The 23,498-nt window shown below is 69.4% G+C and carries 18 protein-coding genes; 8 read left to right on the top strand and 10 right to left on the bottom strand.

Going from position 1 to position 23,498, the window contains the following annotated elements; translation table 11 throughout:
- Positions 1–12 precede the first annotated feature (12 nt).
- From JOD63_RS17015 to arfA, 6 genes are all read left to right on the top strand, one after another.
- Positions 13–1,011 (top strand): carbohydrate ABC transporter permease, encoded by a 999-nt coding sequence (locus JOD63_RS17015; RefSeq protein WP_084613292.1) that lies wholly within the window; start codon positions 13–15, stop codon positions 1,009–1,011.
- Complete coding sequence (locus tag JOD63_RS17010) at positions 1,008–1,943, top strand: carbohydrate ABC transporter permease (protein WP_045274035.1); 936 nt, start codon at positions 1,008–1,010, stop codon at positions 1,941–1,943. Before JOD63_RS17015 ends, JOD63_RS17010 begins: the two co-directional genes overlap by 4 nt.
- Before the next feature lie 23 nt (positions 1,944–1,966).
- Positions 1,967–2,611 carry a DUF624 domain-containing protein gene (locus tag JOD63_RS17005; RefSeq protein ID WP_211088150.1) on the top strand — a complete coding sequence of 215 codons (645 nt, stop codon included), beginning with the start codon at positions 1,967–1,969 and terminating at the stop codon, positions 2,609–2,611.
- Positions 2,612–2,661: 50 nt separating this feature from the next.
- Positions 2,662–4,719 (top strand): beta-galactosidase, encoded by a 2,058-nt coding sequence (locus tag JOD63_RS17000; protein WP_052682264.1) that lies wholly within the window; start codon positions 2,662–2,664, stop codon positions 4,717–4,719.
- Between the two features lie 68 nt (positions 4,720–4,787).
- The gene (locus JOD63_RS16995; protein WP_045274191.1) at positions 4,788–6,068 is read left to right on the top strand and encodes an ABC transporter substrate-binding protein; all 1,281 of its coding nucleotides are present in this window, start codon (positions 4,788–4,790) and stop codon (positions 6,066–6,068) included.
- Positions 6,069–6,232: 164 nt separating this feature from the next.
- Positions 6,233–7,753: an arabinosylfuranosidase ArfA gene (arfA, locus tag JOD63_RS16990; protein WP_045274194.1), complete on the top strand. Its 1,521-nt coding sequence runs from the start codon at positions 6,233–6,235 to the stop codon at positions 7,751–7,753.
- A gap of 135 nt (positions 7,754–7,888) precedes the next feature.
- On the opposite strand, the gene iolG is transcribed toward arfA, so the two are convergent.
- From iolG to iolC, 6 genes are all read right to left on the bottom strand, one after another.
- Entirely contained in the window at positions 7,889–8,899 is a 1,011-nt protein-coding gene (iolG, locus tag JOD63_RS16985) for an inositol 2-dehydrogenase (protein ID WP_045274190.1), read from the bottom strand.
- 70 nt (positions 8,900–8,969) lie between these two features.
- Positions 8,970–9,887, bottom strand: coding sequence for a sugar phosphate isomerase/epimerase family protein (locus JOD63_RS16980; protein ID WP_045274189.1), 918 nt, complete (start codon positions 9,885–9,887; stop codon positions 8,970–8,972).
- Complete coding sequence (gene iolD, locus JOD63_RS16975; protein ID WP_045274188.1) at positions 9,884–11,812, bottom strand: 3D-(3,5/4)-trihydroxycyclohexane-1,2-dione acylhydrolase (decyclizing); 1,929 nt, start codon at positions 11,810–11,812, stop codon at positions 9,884–9,886. Before iolD ends, JOD63_RS16980 begins: the two co-directional genes overlap by 4 nt.
- Positions 11,812–12,723, bottom strand: coding sequence for a 5-deoxy-glucuronate isomerase (gene iolB / locus JOD63_RS16970; protein WP_045274187.1), 912 nt, complete (start codon positions 12,721–12,723; stop codon positions 11,812–11,814). The genes iolD and iolB overlap by 1 nt, the downstream gene beginning before the upstream one ends.
- An 18-nt stretch (positions 12,724–12,741) precedes the next feature.
- The gene (locus tag JOD63_RS16965) at positions 12,742–13,623 is read right to left on the bottom strand and encodes a Cgl0159 family (beta/alpha)8-fold protein (protein WP_211088208.1); all 882 of its coding nucleotides are present in this window, start codon (positions 13,621–13,623) and stop codon (positions 12,742–12,744) included.
- Positions 13,624–13,642: 19 nt separating this feature from the next.
- A complete protein-coding gene (gene iolC / locus JOD63_RS16960) occupies positions 13,643–14,626 on the bottom strand; it encodes a 5-dehydro-2-deoxygluconokinase (protein ID WP_045274186.1) in 984 nt (327 codons plus the stop codon).
- Between the two features lie 161 nt (positions 14,627–14,787).
- Here iolC and JOD63_RS16955 point away from each other — a divergent pair, with 161 nt between their 5' ends.
- Positions 14,788–15,549 (top strand): GntR family transcriptional regulator, encoded by a 762-nt coding sequence (locus JOD63_RS16955; protein ID WP_045274185.1) that lies wholly within the window; start codon positions 14,788–14,790, stop codon positions 15,547–15,549.
- A gap of 20 nt (positions 15,550–15,569) precedes the next feature.
- Here JOD63_RS16955 and JOD63_RS16950 read toward each other — a convergent pair whose 3' ends face one another.
- The 4 genes from JOD63_RS16950 to JOD63_RS16935 are packed head-to-tail and all read right to left on the bottom strand — an operon-like array spanning position 15,570 to position 20,329.
- The gene (locus JOD63_RS16950) at positions 15,570–17,249 is read right to left on the bottom strand and encodes a hypothetical protein (RefSeq protein ID WP_045274184.1); all 1,680 of its coding nucleotides are present in this window, start codon (positions 17,247–17,249) and stop codon (positions 15,570–15,572) included.
- A 1-nt stretch (position 17,250) separates the two neighbouring features.
- Positions 17,251–18,084, bottom strand: coding sequence for a carbohydrate ABC transporter permease (locus JOD63_RS16945; RefSeq protein WP_045274183.1), 834 nt, complete (start codon positions 18,082–18,084; stop codon positions 17,251–17,253).
- Positions 18,081–19,049 carry a carbohydrate ABC transporter permease gene (locus tag JOD63_RS16940; protein WP_084613303.1) on the bottom strand — a complete coding sequence of 323 codons (969 nt, stop codon included), beginning with the start codon at positions 19,047–19,049 and terminating at the stop codon, positions 18,081–18,083. The genes JOD63_RS16945 and JOD63_RS16940 overlap by 4 nt, the downstream gene beginning before the upstream one ends.
- A 2-nt stretch (positions 19,050–19,051) precedes the next feature.
- A complete protein-coding gene (locus JOD63_RS16935; RefSeq protein WP_045274182.1) occupies positions 19,052–20,329 on the bottom strand; it encodes an ABC transporter substrate-binding protein in 1,278 nt (425 codons plus the stop codon).
- Between the two features lie 249 nt (positions 20,330–20,578).
- On the opposite strand from JOD63_RS16935, the gene JOD63_RS16930 reads away from it, so the two are divergent.
- Positions 20,579–23,488, top strand: coding sequence for a glycoside hydrolase family 2 TIM barrel-domain containing protein (locus JOD63_RS16930; RefSeq protein ID WP_211088149.1), 2,910 nt, complete (start codon positions 20,579–20,581; stop codon positions 23,486–23,488).
- Positions 23,489–23,498: the final 10 nt, after the last annotated feature.

Below are 23,498 nucleotides of genomic sequence, written 5' to 3'. Positions count from 1 at the left end.
GGGAGAGTCGACGTGAGCACCACAGCGACGAGAGTCATCGTGACGGGGAAGAAGTCCTCGCGCGGTCCCCTGTCTGGGCGAGGCAAGGGCGAGCAGGATCTGCATCGGCCGGGGCAGCGTTCCCGTCAGGTCAAGGAGTCGTTGGCGGGGTACGGGTTCCTGATCCCGTGGCTGGTCGGGTTCTTCGGGCTCACGCTGGTGCCGATGGCGTACTCGCTGTACCTGTCGTTCACGAACTACAACATCTTCTCCCCGCCCAAGTGGATCGGGCTGGACAACTACGTCCGCATGTTCACGAACGACCCGTCGTTCATGCAGTCCGCGCAGATCACCCTGATCTACGTGTTCATCGGCACCCCGATCACCCTGCTCGCCGCGCTGTTGATCGCGATGCTGCTGAACTACCGCGACAAGGGCGCCGGGTTCTACCGGTCCGCGTTCTACGCCCCGAGCCTCATCGGCGGATCGGTGTCGGTCGCGATCGTGTGGCGGGCGATGTTCGCCGGCGACGGCCCGGTCGACACGACGCTGTCGTTCTTCGGCATCAACCTGGGCGGCTGGTTCGGCAACCCCGCCCTGGTGCTCCCCGCGATGATCCTGCTGTCGGTGTGGCAGTTCGGCGCCACCATGGTCATCTTCCTCGCCGGGCTGAAGCAGATCCCGAAGGAACTGTACGAAGCGGCCGAGATGGACGGCGCGAACGCCTGGCACCGGTTCCGGGCCGTCACCATCCCGATGCTCAGCCCGGTGATCTTCTTCAACCTGCTGCTCGGCCTCATCGGCGCATTCCAGGTATTCGCCTCCGCGTACATCATCAGCAACGGGTCGGGCGGTCCGGCCGGGATGACGAACTTCATCACCCTCTACCTCTACAAGCGAGGATTCTCCGACGGCCAGATGGGCTACGCCTCCGCGATCGCGTGGGTGCTGCTGGTCGTCGTCGCGATCATCGCCTTCATCCTGTTCCGCACCCAGCGATCCTGGGTCCACTACGCCGGAGACAACCGATGAGCACCACATCCTCGTTCGGTGAGAACGCCCTGCTGGTCACCGAGAACCAGGTCGACCCCGACACCAAGACCCCTGCCGCCCCGCGCCGCAAGGTCAAGCGCAGCACCTGGCAGACCGTGATCTGGTTCATCGCGCTCACCGCGATCACCCTGGTGGTCCTCTACCCGCTGGTCTGGCTGTTCTTCTCCACGTTCAAACCCAACAGCGAGTTCGGCAACTCGATCGCGATCTTCCCCGAGAACCCCACCTTCGACAACTACATCAAGGTGTCAGAAGGCATCGCCGGCATCCCGATGTGGCGGTTCTTCGCGAACTCCCTCATCATCGCCGTCGGCTCCGTGATCGGAACCGTGCTCTCCAGCGCGTTGGCCGCGTACGCGTTCGCCCGCATCCAGTTCAAGGGCCTCGGCATCCTGTTCGCCGCGATGATCGGCACCCTGCTGCTGCCGTTCCACGTCGTGATCATCCCGCAGTACATCCTGTTCAACAACCTCGGCCTGGTCGACACGTTCTGGCCGCTGCTGCTGCCGAAGTTCCTCGCAACCGAAGCGTTCTTCGTGTTCCTCCTCGTGCAGTTCATGCGCCAGATGCCCCGCGACATGGACGAGGCCGCCCGCATCGACGGCGCCGGACACGTCCGCATCTTCTGGTCGATCATCCTGCCGCTGATCAAGCCCGCCCTGATCACCTGCGCGATCTTCGCGTTCATCTGGGCCTGGAACGACTTCCTCGGACCCCTGCTCTACCTCACCAGCCCCGAGAACTACCCGCTGCCGATCGCGCTGCGTCTCTACAACGACCAGACCTCGTCGTCCGACTACGGCGCCACCGTCACCGCGTCGTTCGTCGCCCTCCTCCCCGTGCTGCTGTTCTTCCTCGTGTTCCAGCGGTTCCTCGTCGACGGCGTCGCCACCCAAGGCCTCAAGGGCTGACCGGGATCCCGGAAGAAGACACCATGGACCGCCGACAGATGCGAGCCGCCCGTCGCGCCGATCGCGACGGCTCCGGCCCCACGCTCGAAGAGCGCGAAGCCGCCCGCTACCCCGGGGCGACGGGCGCGTTCGCACTGTTCGGCGAAGTGCTCCTCACCGGACTCCTCGTCACCATCGCGAGCCTCCCCGTCATCACCCTCCCCGCAGCCCTCGCGGCCGGCATCCGCCACATCCGCCGCTACCTGAACGCCGAGCAGTCCCACGCCCGCCAGTTCTGGACCGACTACCGGCACGCCCTCCCCGGCGGGCTCGCCGTCGGCGCGGTCACCACCCTCATCGCCGGCATCCTCATCGCCGACATCCTCCTCGCGAACACCGGTGCCCTGCCCGGCGGCGCCGCGATCGGGATCATCGGCTGGGCCGGCCTCACCCTCGCCGGCACCGCGCTGCTCGCTGCCGCCGGCGCCTGGACGCCCGGCACCGGATGGATGCCCGCCGTCCGCGGCATCCCCGCCGCCCTCGCGGGCGACCCGGTCGGCACGCTCTACCTCGCCGCGACCGTCGTCTTCACCGGCGTCGTGACCTGGATGCTCGTCCCCCTCGTCATCGCCGCGCTCGGCTGCGCCGCCACCGCCGTCGTCGCCATCCCCGCCCGTCGCGGGCGCTGACCACGACCGCCCACCGGCCGACACCCCCAACCTCGTCAAGGAGACCTGCTTTGCTGTACGGCGCCGACTACAACCCCGACCAGTGGCCGGAGGAGGTGTGGGACGACGACGTGCGCCTCATGCGCGAGGCCGGCGTCAACATCGTGAGTCTCGGCATCTTCGCGTGGTCGCGCATCCAGCCGTCGGAAGACGTCTGGGACTTCGCCTGGCTCGACACCGTGATCGAGAAGCTCCACGCCGGCGGCATCCAGGTCAACCTCGCCACGGCGACCGCCTCGCCGCCGCCGTGGGTCAGCGCCACCTACCCCGACACCCTCCCCGCCGACGAGAGCGGCGCCTCGTACTGGCCCGGAAGCCGGCAGCACTTCGCCCCCTCATCGCCGACCTACCGTCGCTTGGCCGGCGAACTCGTGCGGCGCATCGCAGAGCGCTATGTGGACCACCCCGCCGTGGTGATGTGGCACGTGGGCAATGAGTTCGGCTGCCACCTGTGGATGGACTTCTCCGACTCCGCCCGCGACGCCTACCGCCGCTGGCTCACCGACCGGTACACGAGCATCGACGCCCTCAACGAGGCCTGGGGCACGAGCTTCTGGTCGCAGCGCTACGGCTCGTTCGACGAGATCTTCCCGCCGCGGCTGGCCCCGTACAGCCACAACCCGTCGTCGATGCTCGACTGGCGCCGGTTCACCAGCGACATGCTGCTGGAGTGCTACCTGATGGAGCGCGCGATCCTTCTCGAGGCGGGCGCGACGCAGCCGATCACCACGAACTTCATGGGACCGTTCAAGCCCGCCGACTATTCGGCATGGGCACCCCACATGGACCTCATCGCCGACGACTGCTACCCCGATCCGACCAGCCCGACCCGCGTCCGCGACGCGGCCTTCCAGCGCGACCTGATCCGCTCGCTCAAGCCCGGCGTGCCGTGGGTCCTGTGGGAGCAGGCGACGGATGCCGTGAACTGGCGCCCGGCGAACCCGGGGAAGAAGCCCGGCGCCCTCATGGCCGAGACGGCGCAGTCGATCGGCCGCGGCGCCGACGGCATCATGTTCTTCCAGTGGCGGCAGTCCCGGGCAGGAAGCGAGAAGTTCCACTCGGCGATGCTCCCCCACGCCGGAACCGACACCCGCACCTGGCAGGCGGTCACCGAGCTCGGCGCGCGCCTGAAGGCGCTGGGCGAGCTGCCCGCGCCCGGACGAGACGCCCGTGTCGCGCTGGTGTTCGACTGGGAGAGCTGGTGGGCGGTCGAGGAGCGCGACCACCCCGTCGAGGTCGACTATCTCGCGGCGGTGCTCGAGTGGTACGGCGCGCTGCACAGCCGCGGCATCCAAGTCGACATCATCGCGCCCGAGCGCGTCGACGACGGCTACGACCTTGCCCTCGCGCCCGTGCTGTACCTCCTCCGCGAAGAGGGTGCGACCGCCCTCACCCGTTTCGTCGACGGCGGCGGCACGCTACTCGCCGGTCCGTTCACCGATGTGGTCGACGGCCACGACCAGTTCCGCCCGGGCGGCTTCGTCACGCAGTTGCGCGACGTGCTCGGCATCCGCTTCGAGGACTTCGGTGCTCTCGGCGGGGCCAGCGTCGGCGGAATGGGCGTCGGAGCGCTGAGCGCCGCGGCCGCGCCCGCGGTTCGGGCGACCGCGGCGTTCACCGTCGGCGGCACGCCCGCCGAGGGACGCCTCGTCGCCGAGTCGATCCACGCGGTCGGCGCCGACGTCGTCTCTCACTTCGAGACGGGAGCCGCGGCCGGACGCCCGGCGCTCACGCGCCACCGGCACGGCGCCGGGGAGGCCTGGTACATCGCCACCCTTCCCGACACCGCAGGTGCCGACGCCGTCGTGGCCGCCCTCGTCGAGTCGTCGGGGGTGCGACCGGTGGTCGCGGGCCTCCCTGCGGACGTCGAAGTCGCGCGACGCGGAGACCTCGTGACACTCATCAACCACGGTGACGACGACGTCGACATCGCGATCGAGGGGACGGATGCCGAGACCGGCGCCCCCGTCGAGAGCGTGCGGCTCGCTTCGCAGGAGGCGGCGTTCGTGCTGGCTCCGGTCGTCGTCGCCGCCTCGGGGCCGCTCGGCCTCGCCACAGCGTCGGTGTGAGGGAATCCGGCCCGCTGCGGCCGGACTCGCATCGCTACGGAAAGCGCATTCCAACTCGAAGGGACACCATGAAGCACTCACGCCTCATCACCGTGGCCGGCATCGCCGCGGTCAGCGCACTCGCACTCGCCGGCTGCGCCGGCGGCGGTTCGGACGCAGGTGCGGAGTTCGACCCCGAAGAAGAAGTCACGATCGACTTCGCATTCTGGGGCAACGACGACCGCGCCACGCGCTACAACGACCTGATCGCGGCCTTCAACGAGGAGTACCCGAACATCACGGTCAACACCTCGTTCTCGGACTTCCCCAGCTTCTGGGAGAAGCGCGCGACCGAGGTCGCCGGCGGCGGGCTCCCCGACGTCTTCCAGTTCTCCGACAGCTATCTGCGCCAGTACGGCGAGCCCGGGCACCTGCTCGACCTCGCTGAGGTGTCGGACTACATCGACATGTCGACCTTCGACGAGGGCCTCCTCGGCACGGGGGCGCTCGGCGGCGTGCAGTACTCGCTGCCGACCGGCTACAGCCTGTGGGCCAACTTCGTCAACGACGACCTCCTCGCCGAGACGGGTGTCCCCGCCCCCGAGGGCGGCACCAGCTTCGACGACTTCGACGACTGGATGGAAGAGGTCACCGAGGCGACCGGCGGCGCCGTGTACGGCGGCACCGACTACACCCAGCGCATCCAGACGTTCGAGCTGCAGCTGCGCGCCGAGGGCGGCAACCTCTACACCGAAGACGGCGAGCTCGGCTTCACAAAGGAGCAGCTCGCCGAGTACTGGGAGTCGGGCGACGACCTGCGCGACGGCATCACCGTCCCACAGCAGAAGCTCGAGGAGATCACCCCGAAGTCCGGCTTCGGCGCGAACCTCACCGCGAGCGAGATGAGCTGGAGCAACTTCCTCGGCGGCTACATCGCCGACTCGGGCGCCTCGTCGATCTCGATGGTCGCGCCCCCGACCGCCGTCGAGGGCTCGAAGGACCTCTACCGTCAGGCGGGCCTGCAGGTCGCCATCGCCGAGAACTCCGAGCACCCCGAGGCAGCCGCGCTCTTCCTCGACTTCGTCGTGAACAGCGACGCGGCCGGTGAGATCTTCGGCACCACGCTCGGCTTCCCCGCCTCGTCGTCGAAGCTCGCCGCCACCGTGCTCGAAGGCGTCGACAAGCAGGTCGCCGACTACATCGACGCCAACGCCGACCGCGTGGGCGACGCCCCGCCGGTGCCGGTCGTCGGCTACGGCTCGCTCGAGCAGAAGTTCTGGGACCTCGGCAAAGAGCTGGGCCTCGGAACCAAGAGCGTCGACGACGCGGTGGACGAGTTCTTCGCCGAAGCCGACGTCATCCTCGGCTGAGCTCGTCGAGCCTGAGCCTGTCGAAGCCTGAGCTCGTCGAAGCCTGAATTCTTCGAGACATGAGCCCGGCAGACCGGTAGTATAACGATACAAATGGATGCCGCGGCACGGCGAACATCGTGCCGCGGCATTCGTCGCACCTCCCCATGAGAAAGATGCAGGCCATGACCGACGCCACCGCCCGCCTCGACCCCTACAACGAGGTCTCCGACATCGACCGCCGCATCTTCGGCGGATTCGTGGAGCACCTCGGTCGCCACATCTACGACGGCATCTTCGAGCCCGGGCATCCGTCCGCCGATGCCGCGGGCTTCCGCCAGGACGTCATCGACCTCGTCAAGGAGCTCGGCGTCTCGACCATCCGCTACCCGGGCGGCAACTTCGTGTCGGGCTACAAGTGGGAGGACGGCATCGGCCCGGTCGAAGACCGCCCCCGCCGGCTCGACCTCGCCTGGCACTCCACCGAGACCAACGAGGTCGGCCTGCACGAGTTCCAGGAGTGGCTCGACCGCGTCGGATCCGACCTCATGATGGCGGTGAACCTCGGCACCCGCGACACCGCCGAGGCCCTCGACCTGCTCGAGTACGCCAACTCCGACGCCGACACCACGTGGACCGCGCAGCGCGCGGCCAACGGCCGCCCCGACCCGTTCGCGGTGAAGATGTGGTGCCTCGGCAACGAGATGGACGGCCCCTGGCAGGTCGGCCACCGCAATGCCGACGACTACGGCAAGATCGCGATGCGCACGGCGAAGGCGATGCGCATGCTCGACCCGTCGGTCGAACTGGTGGTCTGCGGCTCGTCGGGGCGCGGCATGCCCACCTTCGGGTCGTGGGAGCGCACCGTGCTCGAGCACACCTTCGACGACGTCGACTTCATCTCGTGCCACTCCTACTACCAGGAGATGGGCGGGAACGCGCAGGAGTTCCTCGCCTCGGGCGTCGACATGGCGAAGTTCATCGAGTCCGTCGTCGCGATCGCCGACACCGTCGCCGCCACGAAGAAGAGCGACAAGCGCATCATGATCTCCTTCGACGAGTGGAACGTCTGGTACCTCCACAACGAAGAGGGCGGCCAGAACGACAAGCCCGAGGAGCGGGGCTGGCCGGTCGCGCCGCGGCTGCTCGAAGACCAGTACCACGCGCTCGACGCCGTCGTCTTCGGCGACCTGATGATCACGCTGCTCCAGCACGCCGACCGCGTGCGCTCGGCGTCGCTCGCGCAGCTCGTCAACGTGATCGCGCCGATCATGACCGAGCCGGGTGGCATCGCCTGGAAGCAGACCACCTTCTTCCCGTTCTCGATCACCTCGCGGCTGGCGAACGGCCGTGCGGTGCGCGTGCCCGTCGACGCCGGAACGTTCACCAGCGAGAAGCTCGGCGAGGTCGCGAAGGTCAACGCCGTCGCCACCGTCGACGACGAGGGCGTGTCGCTCTTCGTCGTGAACCGCTCGACGACGGATGCCGCCGACCTGAAGGTCGACCTGTCCCCGCTCGTGTCGGCGCTCGGCCGTTCGGTGACCGTGTCCGAGTCGCACCTCCTGCACGAGGACGACATCTACGCGGCGAACACCCTCACCGACCCCGAGCGGGTCGGTGTGCGGGCGGCCGACGCATCCGTCGACGGTTCGACGCTGTCGGTCTCGCTGCCCGCCGTCAGCTGGGCGGCGATCCGCCTCAGCTGACACTCAGCCGCGGCGGGTCGGGCTTCGGGGGGACCCCGGCCCGCCGCAACCTCCTGTCGCGCGCCGACGCGCCCGGACATGTGCGAACGCCCCCTCCTGTTCCGGGAGGGGGCGTTGGCACGGTTTGCCGGCGCGTCACGCAGACGTCACGACGACCGGCATCCGCTCCGTGGCCGATGCCTGCGCGGCATCGGCGAGCAGCAGGGCGCTGCGGCCGTCTTCGAAGGTCGAGCAGTCCGAGGTACCGCCGCGCGCGAGGGCGACGAACGCCCGGAGTTCGGCAGCGTAGGCCTCGGCGTAGCGCTGCAGGAAGAAGTCCTCGTAGGGCGCGCGGGCCTCGACGGCGGTGGCCGTCGAGAGCGAGACGAGGCTCGTCGAGCGGTTCGCGACCTGGAGCATGCCGGCGGAGCCGAACGCCTCGAGCCGCTGGTCGTAGCCGACCGCGCTGTGCCGCGAATTGATGATGGTGACGACCGCGCCGGATGCTGCACGCAGCGTCACTACCGCGGTGTCGAAGTCGCCGTGTGCGCGGGCGCCCTCGTCGAACAGCGTCGAACCGACCGCGCTCACCTCGACGATGTCGGGCAGGAAGAAGCGCGCCATGTCGAAGTCGTGGATCGTCATGTCACGGAAGATCCCGCCTGAGACGGCGACGTAGGCCGCCGGTGGCGCCGCGGGATCGCGGCTGATGATCGTCAGCTGCTCGAGCGCGCCGATCTCGCCGGCGGCGACGCGCGCCCGCACCTCGGCGAAGGCGGGGTCGAAACGCCGATTGAAGCCCAGCGCGACCGGCACGCCCGCTGTGGCGACCTTCGCCCGCAGGGCGTCGACGCGGGTGATGTCGAGATCGATCGGCTTCTCGCAGAGCACGGGGATGCCGGCATCCACCGCCTTCTCGATGAGGTCGACGTGGGTGGAGGTCGGGGAGGCCACGAGCACGGCGTCGACATCGCCCGCGACGAAGACCTCCTCGGCGGTGTCGGTCGCGCGGCCTCCGAAGCGGTCCGCGACGGCACGCGCGCCCTCGACGAACGGGTCGGCGACCCAGGCGAGGGTCGCCTCGGCGTCGGCGGCGATGTTCGCGGCGTGCACCTGGCCGATGCGGCCGGTGCCGATCAGGGCGAAGCGGAGTGGGGCGTCGGTCACGGGATGCTCTTTCTACTGGAATCGGATGCGGGCGAGGCGCGGAGCCGTCGACGGCGGACGAGCCGTCGCTTCAGAGCCACGGCCGCAGAGCTGCGCGATTCACGCGCTGATCCTCCCCGCGGGCGGCACGGAAGGCGTCGACGGCGACGTCGGGGGCGTTGAGCACGTCCTGCTCGACGATCACCCAGCCGTCGAATCCGCGGGCGTCCATCGCTTCCATCACCGGGGCGAGTGCGACGTCGCCCCTGCCGAACGCGACGAAGGCCCCCGACGACCACACCTCGGGCATGCCTCCGCCCGCGGCGAGCACGCGCCGCAGCACCGGAAGATCGACGTCCTTGAGGTGCAGGTGGTTGATGCGATCGCCCCAGCGGGTCACCGCTTCGGCGGGGTCTCCGCCGGCGATGAACAGGTGCCCGGTGTCGAGGGTGAGGTCGACCTCGACCTCGGCGAGGAAGCGGTCGATCTCCTCAGGAGACTCGACGAAAGTGCCGGCGTGGTGGTGGAACGTCGGCTCGAAGCCAGCCTCGCGCACGAGCTCCGCGGCCCGGCCGGCATTGACGATGAGCCGCTGCCATGCCTCGGTGGCGAGGGGATCGGTCTCGGCACCGCGACCGGGATTCGCCCGTCGCGTCGCGGATCCGTCGTCGGCGAGGGTGGGCAGCGGCAGACGGTCGGGCCCGGCCTCGGCGGCATCCGCGAACACCCGCAGCGCGTCGCGCAGCGACGGCAGCGACGCGGTGAAGGCGTCGTCGTCGGAGAACGGCAGCTGCACCCAGCCTCCGGCGAGTTCGAGACCGAACCGCGCGAGCCGCGACCGCAGCTCGCGCTCGCGCCCGAGATAGCCCACGGGCCCGAGGTCGACTCCGGCGTAGCCCGCCTCGGCGAGGGTCTCGAGCAGGTCGTCGGCGGCGACGGTCGGCGCCCCCTCGGGCGTCATCTCGAAGACGCCGAAACTCACCGGCGCGCCGGCGACAGTGGCGTTCATCGCTTCCCCTCGTCTCCGAGCAGCGGCCGCTGCGCGGTCCGCCCCCATTCGTACTCTGTCCGCGCCGCCTGCGTCGCCTCCAGCGATGACGCCTCGGGCACGGGCACGTCCCACCATCCCTCGCCGTCGGGTGCGTACAGCAGGGGGTCGCTCTCGATATGGATGAGCGTCGAGCGCGCAGAAGCCTTCGCGGTGGCCATGGCCGCCCGCAGGTCGTCGATGGCCGTCGCACCGGGCGAGACCTCGATGACATCGAGCCCGTAGCTGCGGGCGTTCATCGCGAGGTCGACGGGCAGCACCTGGTCGCCCTGGAAGTTGCGGGCATCTGCGTCGTACGCGCGATACTTCGTGCCGAACCGCTCCGACCCCACGGTCTCGGACAGGTGGCCGATCGATGCGTACCCGTGGTTCTGGATGAGCACCACGATGATCTTGATCCCCTCGGCCACCGCGGTCGCCAACTCCGAACTCAGCATCAGGTACGAGCCGTCGCCGACCATGACCACGACGTCGCGGTCATCGCCGAGAGCCTCGAGCCCGCGCTTGACGCCGAGGCCGCCGGCGATCTCGTAGCCCATGCACGAGTAGGCGTACTCGACGTGATAGCCGAGCGGGTCGGCGACCCGCCACAGCTTGTGCAGATCACCCGGGAGAGACCCCGCGGCCTGCACGATCACGTCTTCGGGAGCGGTCGCGGCCCGTACGGCGCCGATGATCTCAGGCTGACCGGGTCGCTCGAGCCCCGACGGCACGAAGGCGGCGTCGACGGCGGCATCCCACTCGCCCTTCTCGCGGGTGATCCGCTCGACAAGCGCCGGCGACACCGCGAAGCCCACGAGTTCGGCGGCGAGCGCTGCCAGAGCCTCGCGCGCGTCGGCGATCACCGGCAGCTGCGTGCCGTGCTTGTACGCATCGAAGGAGGCGACGTTGATGTTGACGAACCGCACGCCCGGATCCTGGAAGGCCGAGCGCGACGCCGTGGTGAAGTCGCTGTAGCGGGTGCCGATGCCGATCACGAGGTCGGCGTCGGCGGCGAGGCGGTTCGCGGCCGTCGTGCCTGTGGCGCCGACGGCGCCGAGATACTGCGGGTGGTACCAGGGCAGGGAGCCTCCGCCCGCCTGAGTCGTGCCGACCGGGATGCCGGTGGCCTCGACGAAGCGCCGCAGCTGCTCCTCGGCCCCGGAGTAGATCACTCCGCCGCCGGCGACGATGAACGGGCGTTCCGCCGCGCGGATCGCGGCAACGGCGCGGCCGAGTGCCGCGGTCTCGGGCACCGGACGCCGGATGTGCCACTCGCGGTCCTGCAAGAACGCGAGCGGCACATCGAGGGCCTCCGCCTGCACGTCTTCGGGGAGGGCGATCGTCACGGCCCCGGTCTCGGCGGGGTCGGTGAGAACCCGCATCGCGGCGAGCGCAGTCGAGAAGAGCTGCTCCGGCCGCTGCACCCGATCGAAGAACCGCGACAGCGGGCGGAACGCGTCGTTGACGGTGAGACCGGTGTCGAACGGCTGCTCGAGCTGCTGCAGCACCGGGTCGGCCACGCGGGTCGCGAAGGTGTCGCTCGGCAGCAGCAGCGCAGGGAGCCGGTTCGTCGTCGCCAGCGCAGCGCCGGTCAGCATGTTCGTCGCGCCCGGGCCGACCGACGCGGCCGACGCCCAGGTGCTGCGGCGACGATGCACCCGAGACCAGCCGACCGACTGGTGCACCATCGCCTGCTCGTTGCGCGCCTGGCGATAGGGCATGAGGTCGGGTTCCGACGCGTTCAGCTGACGCAGCGCCTGACCGATGCCGGCCACGTTGCCGTGGCCGAAGATGCCGAAGACGCCCGGCACGGTGCGCTCGCGCACGTCGCCGTCGACCGTCCACTGGTGAGCCAGGAACTCGATGAGCGCCTGGCTCACGGTCATCCGCTTCATCGCGGTCATCACTGCTCGCTTCCGCTGTCGTGTCCGAGGGGCAGCCGGGGGTCGATCCCCTCCACCGGCCAGGAGTCGCGCACCCAGGCGTGGGCGGGATCGTCGCTGATGAGCCACTGCCGCTCGGGGTCGGGGCCGGCCATGACGTTGAGATAGTAGAGGTCGTACCCCGGCGCAGCGACGGCCGGGCCATGGTACCCGTGCGGGATGAGGGCGATGTCGCCGGAACGCACGCGGGCATCGATCTCGATCTCGCCCGAAGGAGACGAGTAGGCGCTGAAGATTCCGAACGCGTCGTCTGCTGCTCCCCCGGTCGAACCCGCTCCCGGCGCCGACTCGAAGTAGTAGATCTCCTCGAGTCGCGACTCGTGGCCGTCGATGTGCTCGTCGTGCTTGTGGGGCGGATACGACGACCAGTTCGACGCGGGCGTGATCACCTCGCACACGATGAGACGCGCGGCGTCGAGCGCTGCGGGCGTGCCGAAGTTGTGCACCTGCCGGCTCGCCGAGCCGCCCCCGCGCAGCTCGACCGGCGTACCTGCCGCCGGGATGTAGGTGGTCTTCTTGACGACGTCGGTGGGCGAGGTCGCGACGGCGACCCGTCCCGCTCCGCGCACGACGGCTGTCGCCGCTGCCGACAGGTAGAGCACGTCGGTCGGACCGGCGAACACCGACGGGCGCCCGACGAGCCCCGTTTCGGTGGTCGCACCGTCCTCGGTGTGCGTCACGGTGAATGAGCCGGCCAACGGGACGACGATGCGCTCGACTCCCGTCTCGGGCAGCGTCAGTTCGACGGCATCCGTCACCTCGGCGATGCGGATGCCGGTGTGCTGCCAGCCGGGTGTGGTCTCGTCGACCACGCTCTCCCACTCGCCGCGGGCGAGGGCGCCGCGTCGATGGAACCATCGAGGATCGGTCATGCGGTTCCTCCGTGGAGCTCAGAGGTCGGGGTGGACGAGCCGCGCCGCGATGTCGACCGCACCGGCGACATCTCCGTCGGGCGGGTACAGAAGCGTGCGGCCGACCGTGAGGCCGCGCACACCCGGCAGCGCCAGAGCATCCTCCCACGACGCGAACGTCTCGTCGGGGTCGTCACCGCCCTCGCCGCCGAGCAGCAGGGTGGGCAGAGTCGTCGCGGCCATCACCCGCTCCATGTCGGGGACCACCGGCAGCTTCATCCAGGTGTACGCACTGCTGCCGCCGAGCCCGGCGGCGATCGCGAGGGAGAGGATCACCGCGTCGGGGGTGAGATCGTTCACGACGCGCCCGTCGACCCAGCGGCTCATGAACGGCTCGAGCATGATCGGCAGGTGGGCGTCGGCGGCGTCGGTGACCGCACGGGCTGCTGCCTCGAGGGTCGCCGCCGTGCCCGAGTCGGCCAGGTTCACGCGCAGCAGCACCTTGGCGAAGTCGATGCCGGACGCCACCATCGAGCGGACGTCATAGCCGGTGAAGCGGTCATCCATCTCGAAGGACGCCCCGCGGAGCCCACCTCGGTTCATCGAGCCGACGACCACCTTGTCGTCGAGCAGCCCGAGCAGCGCGAGATCGTCGATGATGTCGGGGGTGCCCAGCACACCGTCGACACCGGGGTGACGCAGCGCCTCGGTGAGACGCTCGAGCAGCCGATAGCGGTCGGCCATCGCGTCGGCCTCCCCGCCGACGGCGAGAGCCCCCCGGGCCGGGTGGTCTGCGGCCACGATGAAGAGGCGCCCGTCGCCGCGGATGACGTCGCGCCGTGCGCGCTCGGCGTGGGCCTCTCGCACGGCTTCGGGCCGCTCGGCGCGCAGCGCCCGGAGCGTGTCGAATCGCAGGGCGATGTCGGCGGGTGCGGTCACGTCACTTCCCCTCTCCCAGGATCGCGTCCACCTCGGCGGTGGTCGGCATTGCGGTGGAGCATTCGCGCCGGGACGCGACGATGGCGCCCGCCGCGTTGGCGAAGCGCAGGATGCGCTCGAGCCCCCAGCCGCTGAGCAGCCCGTGGCACAGTGCACCGCCGAACGCGTCGCCGGCGCCGAGCCCGTTCACCACGTCGACGGGGTGCGGTGGCACCTCGACCGTCTCGGTGCGGGTCTTGGCGAGCACGCCCCGAGGACCCTGCTTGACGATCGCGAGTTCGACCCCCCGGTCGAGGAGTGCATCGGCGGCGCGCGACGGATCGGTCTCGCCGACGGCGACCTCGCACTCCTCTCGGTTGCCCACCACGACGGTGATCTGCTCCAGCAGCGGTGCGACGACGGCCGAGGCGGCCGATGCCGACTCCCAGAACATGGGGCGGTAGTCGAGGTCGAGCACCGTGTGGGTGCGGCGGGCGCGCGCGTCGAGCACGGCGAGGTGCGCAGCCCGGCTCGGCTCCTGGCTCAGCCCCGTGACCGTGAGCCAGAGGATGTCGGCCTCGCGCACGGCCTCGAGGTCGAGCTGCGCCGAGTCGACATTGAGGTCGGGCGCCTTGGGCTCGCGATAGAAGTACAGCGGGAAGTCATCGGGCGGGAAGATCTCGCAGAAGGTGATCGGCGTCTTGAGCGCAGGGTCTACCGCGACGAGCCGCGGGTCGACGCCGAGCCGATCGAGCTCACGCAGCAGGTACACGCCGAACGGGTCGTCTCCGACCCGTGAGACGAGCCCGGCGCGCCGCCCGTGCCGCGAGGCGGCGACGGTGACGTTGGCCGCACTGCCGCCGAGGTACTTTCCGAACGTCGACACGTCTTCGAGCCCGACGCCGTCCTGGAGGGGATACAGGTCCACACCGAGGCGCCCGATCGCGAGGATCTCGGGCACCCGTGAGAGATCAGGGCTCTGGGGGGCTTCGTTGGCCGCGGTCATACTTCGCCGTACAACTCTCTTCCGATGACGGATGCTTCCGACCCATGGCGTCGGAATGTCCTAACAATAGCACAAGCCTCGGAACGCATCACTGGTGTTTGTGAGGTCCCAAGTAATATTGTCGGTACATGGGGTTCCGACGCCCCGGACGACGAGGAGCCATGGCGGCCGACGAGACGTACTTCCCCGAGGATCTGTTCGCAGACCTCGACCGCACCGGCCCCGTGCCGCTGTACTACCAGGTGTCGAGCCGGCTCGAGTCGGCGATCCGCTCCGGCGCGATCCCCGCCGGCGCACGCCTCGAGAACGAGATCGCCATCGCACAGCGGCTCGGGCTCTCTCGTCCCACCATCCGCCGAGCCATCCAGGAGCTCGTCGACAAGGGACTGCTGGTGCGCCGCCGCGGCATCGGCACCCAGGTGGTGCAGGGTCAGGTCACGCGTCAGGTCGAACTCACCAGCCTCTACGAGGACCTGCAGAACTCCGCGCACACCCCCGGCACGCGTGTGCTCGCCCACCGGCTCGTGCCGGCGACGGAAGACGTCGCCCGAGGGCTCGGCGTCGCCGTCGGCGCCGAGGTGGTCTACATCCGCCGGCAGCGCTCGACCGACGGCATCCCGGTCGCCGTGCTCGAGAACTACCTGCCTCGAGAATTCGCCGACATCACGACAGAGCAGCTCGAGACTCGTGGCCTGTACCAGGTGCTGCGCGCTCGCGGAGTGACGATCCGCGTCGCACAGCAGAAGATCGGAGCGCGTCGGGCGCATGGCGACGAGGGCGACCTGCTCGACATCGACGGCGCAGGGCCGGTGCTCACGATGGAGCGGATCGCGTTCGACAACACCGGGCGTGCGTTCGAGTACGGTCACCACTGCTACCGCCCCGACATGTACAGCTTCGAGACGACGCTGGTCGCGAAGTAGCCGGGCACGGGCACCGCCCGTCAGCTCGCGTGAGTCTCGGCACGGAGCGAGAACACGACACGGCCGGGTGAGCGACCGGTCAGATACAGGCGCGGGCCGGTTGCGGCATCCGTCGCCCCGAGGAACGCGTAGTCCTCGCCGGGGACGTACCGCGGGGTGCCGTCACCGCGATACCCCTCGCCGCCCTCGATGACCACGGCGTCGCCGCCGACTCGATAGCGACCGACGCCGGAGTCGAGGTGGGCCGTGCCGTCGCCGAGGGCGCGGACTCCTTCGAACGTCCCGCCGGGGCGGAATGCCAGCTCGATCGCCCAGGGGCAGTCCGGCCCGTCGACGCCGACCGTGATCTCGACGCCGTCGTCGGTCGCCAGGATTCCGACGGACGTGTGCAGCGCGACCACATCGGCTGCACGCCGCGGGAACGACATCGAGCCGTAGAAGCGTCCGTCGTCGGTGAGCTCGTACTCCCCGGTCGCCGACCGCTCCGCGTCTCCGACCGGCTGGTAGTACTTCGCCGACACCGTCTCGACGAGCTCCCACCCCCGGTCGCCCGCATCGCGCATGCTATCTGCACGGAACGGCCCGAGACCGAAGAAGTCACGCGACAGACGCAGCGACTCGAGCACGACCTCGCCCGCGTACATCCGCAGGAACGTCGGGTTGGTCGCGAGCCCCGACCGCACACGGCGGAACCGCGGGTAGTCCGATCCGCCGAACACCACCACGCGGCGACGCGCGCCGTCATCGACGATGAGTGAAGACTGCGCCCAGCCCCGTCGCCCGGTGGGCACCGGCTCCGCTTCGGGGAGCGCAGCGCCCACCACCGGGGTGAGGAGCAGATCACCGAGCACCGCGGCGGGATACGGGATGCCGGCGTGCAGGGCGCGCTCGGCGGCCCACGCGAAGTCGCCGCGGCCGAGATCCACCGCGTAGCGGCGATACGGCGTCAGGTACGGGGCGACGCTGAACGCGCTCCGCTGATCCTGCCGGCGGGAGTGCACCGTCTCGACGGTGCCGTCGGGATGGATCAGGCCGAGCGTGCTCTCGAGGTTGGCGATCACGGCATCGCGGGCATCCGCGCGGTCGAACACGTCGGCGATGACCGTCAGCGACGGAATCGAGACGTGCGCCGCATAGTTCGCACTGCGCTCGGAGAAGACTCCGTCGGGCGTGATGTCGACGCCCTCGGCCAGCCACTCCTCAGCACGTGCGCGCAGTGCGGGCGACGGCCTGCGGCGATGCAGACGCGCGAGTGCGGCGCTGATCTCCCAGCGATGATTGGGCGTGTGCACCCCGCCGACGAGCAGCGCCGGCTCGGCGGCATCCGCGATCTCGTCCAGCTCCGCGGCGAGAGCCGCGAGGCGCGCGTCGGCGGGAGCTGCGCGGATGATCTCGCGGGCGTCGCACACATCGTTCACCGTGAACGAGGAGTCCGGCGGCGAGTCGACGTTGTCACCGCCGATGAACAGGCCGCCCGGCCCCTGCAGCGCGCGCAGCGCACGCACGCTCTCGTGCGCCGACGCCACCAGCCGCGCATCGCCCGCGTGCGCCGACGCCGGCCACACGAATGCCGCGACGAGAAGCTTGGCGCGGTCCATGTGATGGCGGTGCTTGTCGGCCGGGTCGACCCCCGCCGCGAGCGCCGCCTCGACCGTGTCGGCGACGGCGCCGCGCAGCGCCGCTTCGAAAGGCGAGCCCACGTCAGTCCTTGAGGCCCGAGTTGATGTCGGCATTCATGATCTGACGCTGGAAGATCGCGAAGAGCACGACCATCGGCACGAGCGAGATGACGGATGCCGCCAGCAGCACCGACCAGTCGATGTTGTCGGCGCCGACGATGGAGCGCAGCGCGACCTGCAGCGTGTACTGGCTCGGATCGCGGAGCACGATGAGAGGCCAGATGTAGTCGTTCCAGCGCCACTGGAAGGAGAAGATCGCGAGCACGACGGCGATCGGCTTCGCCAGCGGCAGCATGATCCGCCAGAACGCGCCGAATTCCGAGACGCCGTCGATGCGCGCCGCCTCGAGCAGCTCGTCGGGGATCGTCTTGAAGTACTGCCGGAACATGAAGATGCCGGTGGCCGTGATGATCGACGGCACGATGATGCCCGCGAGCGTGTTGTACAGGCCGAGGTCGCGCACGACGGCGAACGAGCTCGGCATGATGACCTCGGTCGGCAGCATCGTCGTCGCGAGGATGCAGATGAAGAACGCCTTCAGCCACCACGCGTTGTACTTCGCGAACGCGTAGCCGGTCATCGCACTGACCACGACGGTGAGCGCGGTCGTCACGATCGCGACGATCGCGGTGTTCATGAAGTACTGCGCGAAGTTGAACCGGTTCCACGCGGTCGAGTAGCCGCTGACCGTCCAGTCCTCGGGGAAGAGCGTCAGCGGCAGGCTGAACAGCTCGGATCCGGGCTTGAAGGAGCTCAGCAGGAACCATGCGACGGGCACGGCGAAGCCGAGAGCGAGCAGCCAGAGGATGAGGGTGCTCGGGATGCCGAGGCGCTTCACCTTCGTGTTCGTGTTCATGCGAGGTCGTTCCTCTTGTCGAAGCGCATCTGGATCAGGGCGATGATGATGAGGATCACCATGAGCACCATGGAGGCGGCGCTGGCGTAGCCGACATCGGCACGTTCGAACCCCGTGCGGTAGATGTACTGCACGATGAACATGTTCGTCGTGCCCGGACCACCGCCGTTGAGCGCCTGCACCATCGCGAACTCCTTCATCGAGCCGATGGTCGTGAGGAGGATCACCATGAACGATGTGGGCCGCAGCAGCGGCAGCGTGATGTGCCGGAAGCGCTGCCAGGGACTCGCTCCGTCGATCTGTGCGGCTTCGAGGTAGGACTGCGGCACGTTCCGGATCGCCGCGATGAACAGCAGCATGTTGAACGCGGTGCCGCCCCACGTGCTGACGATGAGGATCAGCACGAGGGCGAGCGTCGGATCGGTCTCCCAGCGAAGACCCTGACCGCCGATCAGCTCGATGAGGTAGTTGACGAGTCCGAAGTTCTCGCCGAAGAGCCACTTCCAGATGACACCGGCGACGATCGGCGAGATCAGCCAGGGGAGGAAGAAGATGATGCGCGCGGTCGACTTGCCCTTGGCGAGCGTGCTGGTGAGGAGCATCGCGATGCCGAGTGCCGCGATGTAGTGCAGCGGCACCGAGAGCAGCGTGTAGAGGAAAGTGCGGCCGAGCACCGAGTAGAACACCGGGTCCTGGATGAGGTCGGCGTAGTTCTCGCCGCCGATGAACTCGGGTGTGCCGACGCCGGAGTAGTCGGTGAACGAGTACCAGAGGCCGAGCGCCCCCGGCCAGAGGAAGAACAGGCAGAAGAGCACCACCGCGACGGCGATGAAGGTCAGCGGGGCCAGCACGAACCTCGTCGAGCTGCGCCGCCGGGGGCGGCGGACGCGTCGCGTCCGCCGCCCCACGGTGATGAGCGCAGAAGTCTCGGCACTGCGCCCATCGACGGTCTTGGTGGTGGACATGGTCACTCCAGAGCGCCCAGCTGGTCGGTGAACTGCGCGTTGATGTTGGCGATGGTGGTGTCGACGTCCTGCTCGCCGTTGAGGTACTTCACGGTCTCGTCGCGCACCGGGTCGCCCTCGGTCGTCACACCCTGGGCGCCGTACTGCAGCTCCATGGCCTTGATCTCGCCGACGATCGCCGGCGAAGCGGCGATCTCCTGGTTGTAGATGCCGAATGCGTCTGCGTGCGACGCGTACTCGATGTCGAGGCCGCCGACCGCGGGGAGGAAGCCGGAGGTCTCCGACAGCTCGGTGTAGTTCTCCGGCTCGTACAGCCACGCGATGAAGTCGTGCGCTGCCTCCTGCTGCGGCCCGTCGAAGACCACGACCGATGCGGCGTTGCCGAAGTTGGTGGCGCGCTCCTCGTCGGTGGGCAGGTAGACCGACGCCCACTCGAAGTCGGCGATGTTCGCCGAGAAGTCGGCGATCTGCCACGAGCCCGAGAGATACGACACGACGTCGCCGCTCTTGAAGAGCGCGTTCGGGTCGGCGTCCGAGAGCCACACGGAGCGCGGCATGAACGAGTCGTCGTTGAGCGAGTCGAAGTACTCCAGCGCGACCTTGGTCTGATCGTTCGTGCTGAACTCGCCCGAGTCGTCGGCCTGGAAGTAGTCGGAGCCGAACTCGTAGAGGAAGGCCTTCAGACGGTGCGACGACTTGTCCATCACCATGCCATAGGTGGTGTCGGTGGCCTCCTGCACCTCCTTGACGGCTGCGACGTACTCGTCCCACGTCCAGATGTCGTCCTCGCTGGTCGGATACGCGACGCCGGCCTCGTCGAAGAGGGACTTGTTGATGAACATGCCGACCGCGGTGATGTCGGACGGGAGGGAGATGACGTTGCCGTCGTCGTCCTTGTCCGACAGGTCGGTGTCGATCTCGCTGCCGTCCGTGATGTCGGAGAGGTCGCTCGCCATGTTGCGCCACACCGGGTCGACGGCTCCGACGCGGGCGATCGCGGGCAGGTCGTTGGCCTGCGCCGCGTTGCGGAGCTTCGTCGGAAGATCATCGTTGGCGATGTCGACGATCTCGACCTTGACGCCGGTCTCCTCTTCGTACTTCTCCGCCATGTGGGCGTATCCGCCACCCTGGTTGGCGTCGCCGGAGAGGAAGAACTGGATGGGCTCGTCGGAGGCGGCGTCGCCACCGCCGGCGGAGCACGCGGCGAGCGAGAGGGCGGTGGCCGTCGCCGCGGCGAGGCCGAGCGCGATGCGCACGCGGGAGTTTGCTGAACGCTTCATTGGGTCTTCCCTTTCCCCTGGGTGATCCAGGGACAACGTCTTCGTCGATCTCAAGAGGCGGAACTCGGCTCCGTCAGCGGAGCGGGATCGGGTTGCCTGACCTGATGTTAGGACATTATTGCAAAGTCCACAACGGTCGTGGAAAAGTTAGGAGACCGCTTTCCCGTCCACGGCTCGGCGTCCCTTCGGAACCCCCGCTTGTTGGCAGGATCGAGCAGTCACCCGACACCCACGTTTCACTGAGGATCCATGGACATCGCCACCACTCTTCCCGGCACCGGCTCCCTCCCGCCCCGCGCGCGTCTGCGCTCGGATGCGCCCGCACAGTCGCTCGACGGACGGTGGGCGTTCCGCGTCTCGCCGTCGCTGCGCGGCGCACCCGCTGACTGGCGCACCGCCGACACGGCCGGCTGGGGCTCGATCGTCGTCCCGGGCCACTGGAATCTGCAGGGCTACGGCACTCCGGCGTACTCGAATGTGCAGATGCCGTTCCCGGTAGACCCGCCGTTCCCGCCGGACGCGAGTCCCATCGGCGACTACCGGCTCGAGTTCACCGCATCGGGATCCGTACTCGCCCACGGACGCCGCATCCTCCGCTTCGACGGCATCGAGTCGGCGGCCGAGATCTGGCTGAACGACACCCTGCTCGGCACCACACGCGGCAGCCGCCTCACCCACGAGTTCGATGTGTCGGGCGCGCTCGTCGCCGGGGCCAACCGCCTCGCGGTGCGCGTGGCGCAGTTCAGCGATGCCACCTATCTCGAGAACCAGGACATGTGGTGGCTGCCCGGCATCTTCCGCAGCGTCACCCTCCTCGGCCGCCCTGCCGGCGGGGTCGACGACGTGTTCCTCGTGGCCGACTACGACCCCACCACCGCGGAGGGAGTGCTCGATGCCGCCGTCACGACCGACGGCGGCGCGACGGCGCGCATCGTGATCGACGAGCTCGCCGTCGACGCGGCGCCGGGTGCCGGCATCCGCGTGGGCGTCGTCGAGCCGTGGACCGCCGAGACGCCGCGTCTGTACGAGGCGCGCGTGATCACCGCGACCGAGACCGCCACGGTGCGCATCGGCTTCCGCCGCGTCGAGACCCGCGACGCCGTGCTGCTGGTCAACGGCGCTCCGATCATGCTGCGGGGCGTCAACCGTCACGAGCATCACCCCGAGCACGGTCGCGTCTTCGATCCTCGCGTCGTGCGAGACGAGCTCCTTCTCATGAAGCGGCACAACATCAACGCGGTGCGCACCTCGCACTATCCGCCGCATCCCGAGGTGCTCGATCTGTTCGACGAACTCGGCTTCTGGATCATCGACGAGTGCGACCTCGAGAGCCATGGATTCGAGCACACCGGCTGGCGCGGCAACCCGAGCGCCGACCCGCGCTGGCAGGGCGCCTACCTCGACCGCATGCGCCGCACCGTGCACCGTGACAAGAACCACGCGAGCGTGATCATGTGGTCGCTCGGCAACGAGTCGCACCACGGCGAGAACCTCGAGGCGATGGCGTCGTGGACGAAGACCTTCGACCCCTCGCGACTCGTGCACTACGAGGGCGACTGGTCCAGTCGCTACGTCGACGTGTACTCGCGCATGTACGCGCCGTTCGACGAGGTGCGCGAGATCGGCGAGGAGGCGCTGCACCCCGCGGCGTTCGACCGCACGCCCGATGAGATGCACCGGCTCACGCTGCCGTTCCTGCAGTGCGAGTTCGCCCACGCGATGGGCACCGGTCCCGGCGGGCTCGACGAGTACTGGGACCTGTTCGAGCGGTACCCGCGCATCGCGGGCGGGTTCGTCTGGGAATGGCTGGAGCACGGCATCCTCGCCCCCGACGACGGCACCGGCCGGCGCCGGTTCCTGTACGGCGGAGACTTCGGCGAGGACGTGCACGACGGCAACTTCGTCATCGACGGCCTGGTGTCGGCCGACCGGGTGCCGCGCCCGGGGCTGCTGCACTACGCGGCCGTGATCGCGCCGGTGGTGCTGCGCGTCGCCGACGACCGCACGTCGGTGGTGATCGAGAACCGCCACGACTTCCTCGACCTGTCGCACCTCGTGCTGTCGTGGCAGCGCGTGGTCGACGGCGTGGTGACGGATGCCGGCGAGCTCGAGGTTCCGGCGTGCACGCCCCGATCGTCGGTCACGGTCTCGCTGCCGACGGCGGCGGGCGAGGCGCGCGCGACCGTGGCGACCGTGGCCGACGTCGTCACCGTGACGGCGGCGACCGCAGCCGCGACGGCCTGGGCGCCGGCCGGACACATCATCGCGAACGGGCAATCGGTGCGCGCATCCGTCGCCGTCGCCGCTCCCGAGGCTGTCGAGCCCGCGGCGGTCGACGGCGTCGGGTCTGTGTCCCTCGACCCGGTCACTGGACGCGTGGCGCGCCTCGGCGGCCTCGAGCTCAGCGGACCGGTGGTCGGGGTGTGGCGCGCGCCGACCGACAACGACCGCGACCTCGGCAACGACGAGCCCGACCTCCCTCCGGTGGCGGTGCGCTGGCACGAGGCCGGCATCGACCGCATGGTCACCCGCCTGATCGGGATCGAGGCGACGGATGCCGCGGTGCGGGTGCGCACCCGCACCGGGACGCCGATCCGCGACACCGCCATCGACGCCGACCTCGTGTGGACGGCGCTGGCCGACGGCTCGGTGCGACTCGACGCCGACCTCGTGCCGAATGCCCGGTGGTCCACCGACTGGGCGCGCCTCGGACTCGACTTCGAGCTGCCCGGTGCGCCGCAGGGCATGGACGTCGTCGGGTTCGGCCCGATGCCGAGCTACCCCGACCTGCGCGCGGGGGCCCGGTTCGGCTGGTGGTCGCTCGCCGCCGACGAGCTCACCGTGCCGAACGTGCGACCGCAGGAGAGCGGCTCGCGCATCGACGTCCTCGAAGCCACGGTGCGGGTGAGCGGCGGAGCGCTGCGGATTCGCTCGCTCGATCGCCCGTTCGCCATCACGGTGTCGCCGCACAGCCGCGGCGAGCTCGCCGCGGCGGCTCACGATTGGGAGCTCCCGGCGCCGGAGCGCACCTATCTCTCGGTCGACCTGTTCCAGTCGGGCGTCGGCACGGCGACCTGCGGCCCGGGCGTGCTCCCCCGCCACCGGCTCCCCGCCCGCCCCGGCCGCATCTCTCTGGTCCTGGAACATCTCCAGCCCTGACCCGCACCGC

It is taken from the genome of Microbacterium terrae (assembly GCF_017831975.1).
Lineage (GTDB): Bacteria > Actinomycetota > Actinomycetes > Actinomycetales > Microbacteriaceae > Microbacterium > Microbacterium terrae.
This window is presented reverse-complemented; position numbering and strand designations above follow the sequence as displayed.

What these genes read in the sequence shown, in the direction of transcription:
- JOD63_RS16940 (WP_084613303.1), bottom strand. Translation starts at nt 19,049, where the DNA reads ATGTCCACCACCAAGACCGTCGATGGGCGCAGTGCCGAGACTTCTGCG.
- JOD63_RS16930 (WP_211088149.1), top strand. Translation starts at nt 20,579, where the DNA reads ATGGACATCGCCACCACTCTTCCCGGCACCGGCTCCCTCCCGCCCCGC.
- iolB (WP_045274187.1), bottom strand. Translation starts at nt 12,723, where the DNA reads ATGACCGATCCTCGATGGTTCCATCGACGCGGCGCCCTCGCCCGCGGC.
- arfA (WP_045274194.1), top strand. Translation starts at nt 6,233, where the DNA reads ATGACCGACGCCACCGCCCGCCTCGACCCCTACAACGAGGTCTCCGAC.
- JOD63_RS16935 (WP_045274182.1), bottom strand. Translation starts at nt 20,329, where the DNA reads ATGAAGCGTTCAGCAAACTCCCGCGTGCGCATCGCGCTCGGCCTCGCC.
- iolC (WP_045274186.1), bottom strand. Translation starts at nt 14,626, where the DNA reads ATGACCGCGGCCAACGAAGCCCCCCAGAGCCCTGATCTCTCACGGGTG.
- JOD63_RS17005 (WP_211088150.1), top strand. Translation starts at nt 1,967, where the DNA reads ATGGACCGCCGACAGATGCGAGCCGCCCGTCGCGCCGATCGCGACGGC.
- JOD63_RS16945 (WP_045274183.1), bottom strand. Translation starts at nt 18,084, where the DNA reads ATGAACACGAACACGAAGGTGAAGCGCCTCGGCATCCCGAGCACCCTC.
- JOD63_RS16995 (WP_045274191.1), top strand. Translation starts at nt 4,788, where the DNA reads ATGAAGCACTCACGCCTCATCACCGTGGCCGGCATCGCCGCGGTCAGC.
- JOD63_RS16955 (WP_045274185.1), top strand. Translation starts at nt 14,788, where the DNA reads ATGGCGGCCGACGAGACGTACTTCCCCGAGGATCTGTTCGCAGACCTC.
- JOD63_RS16980 (WP_045274189.1), bottom strand. Translation starts at nt 9,887, where the DNA reads ATGAACGCCACTGTCGCCGGCGCGCCGGTGAGTTTCGGCGTCTTCGAG.
- JOD63_RS17010 (WP_045274035.1), top strand. Translation starts at nt 1,008, where the DNA reads ATGAGCACCACATCCTCGTTCGGTGAGAACGCCCTGCTGGTCACCGAG.
- iolD (WP_045274188.1), bottom strand. Translation starts at nt 11,812, where the DNA reads ATGACCGCGATGAAGCGGATGACCGTGAGCCAGGCGCTCATCGAGTTC.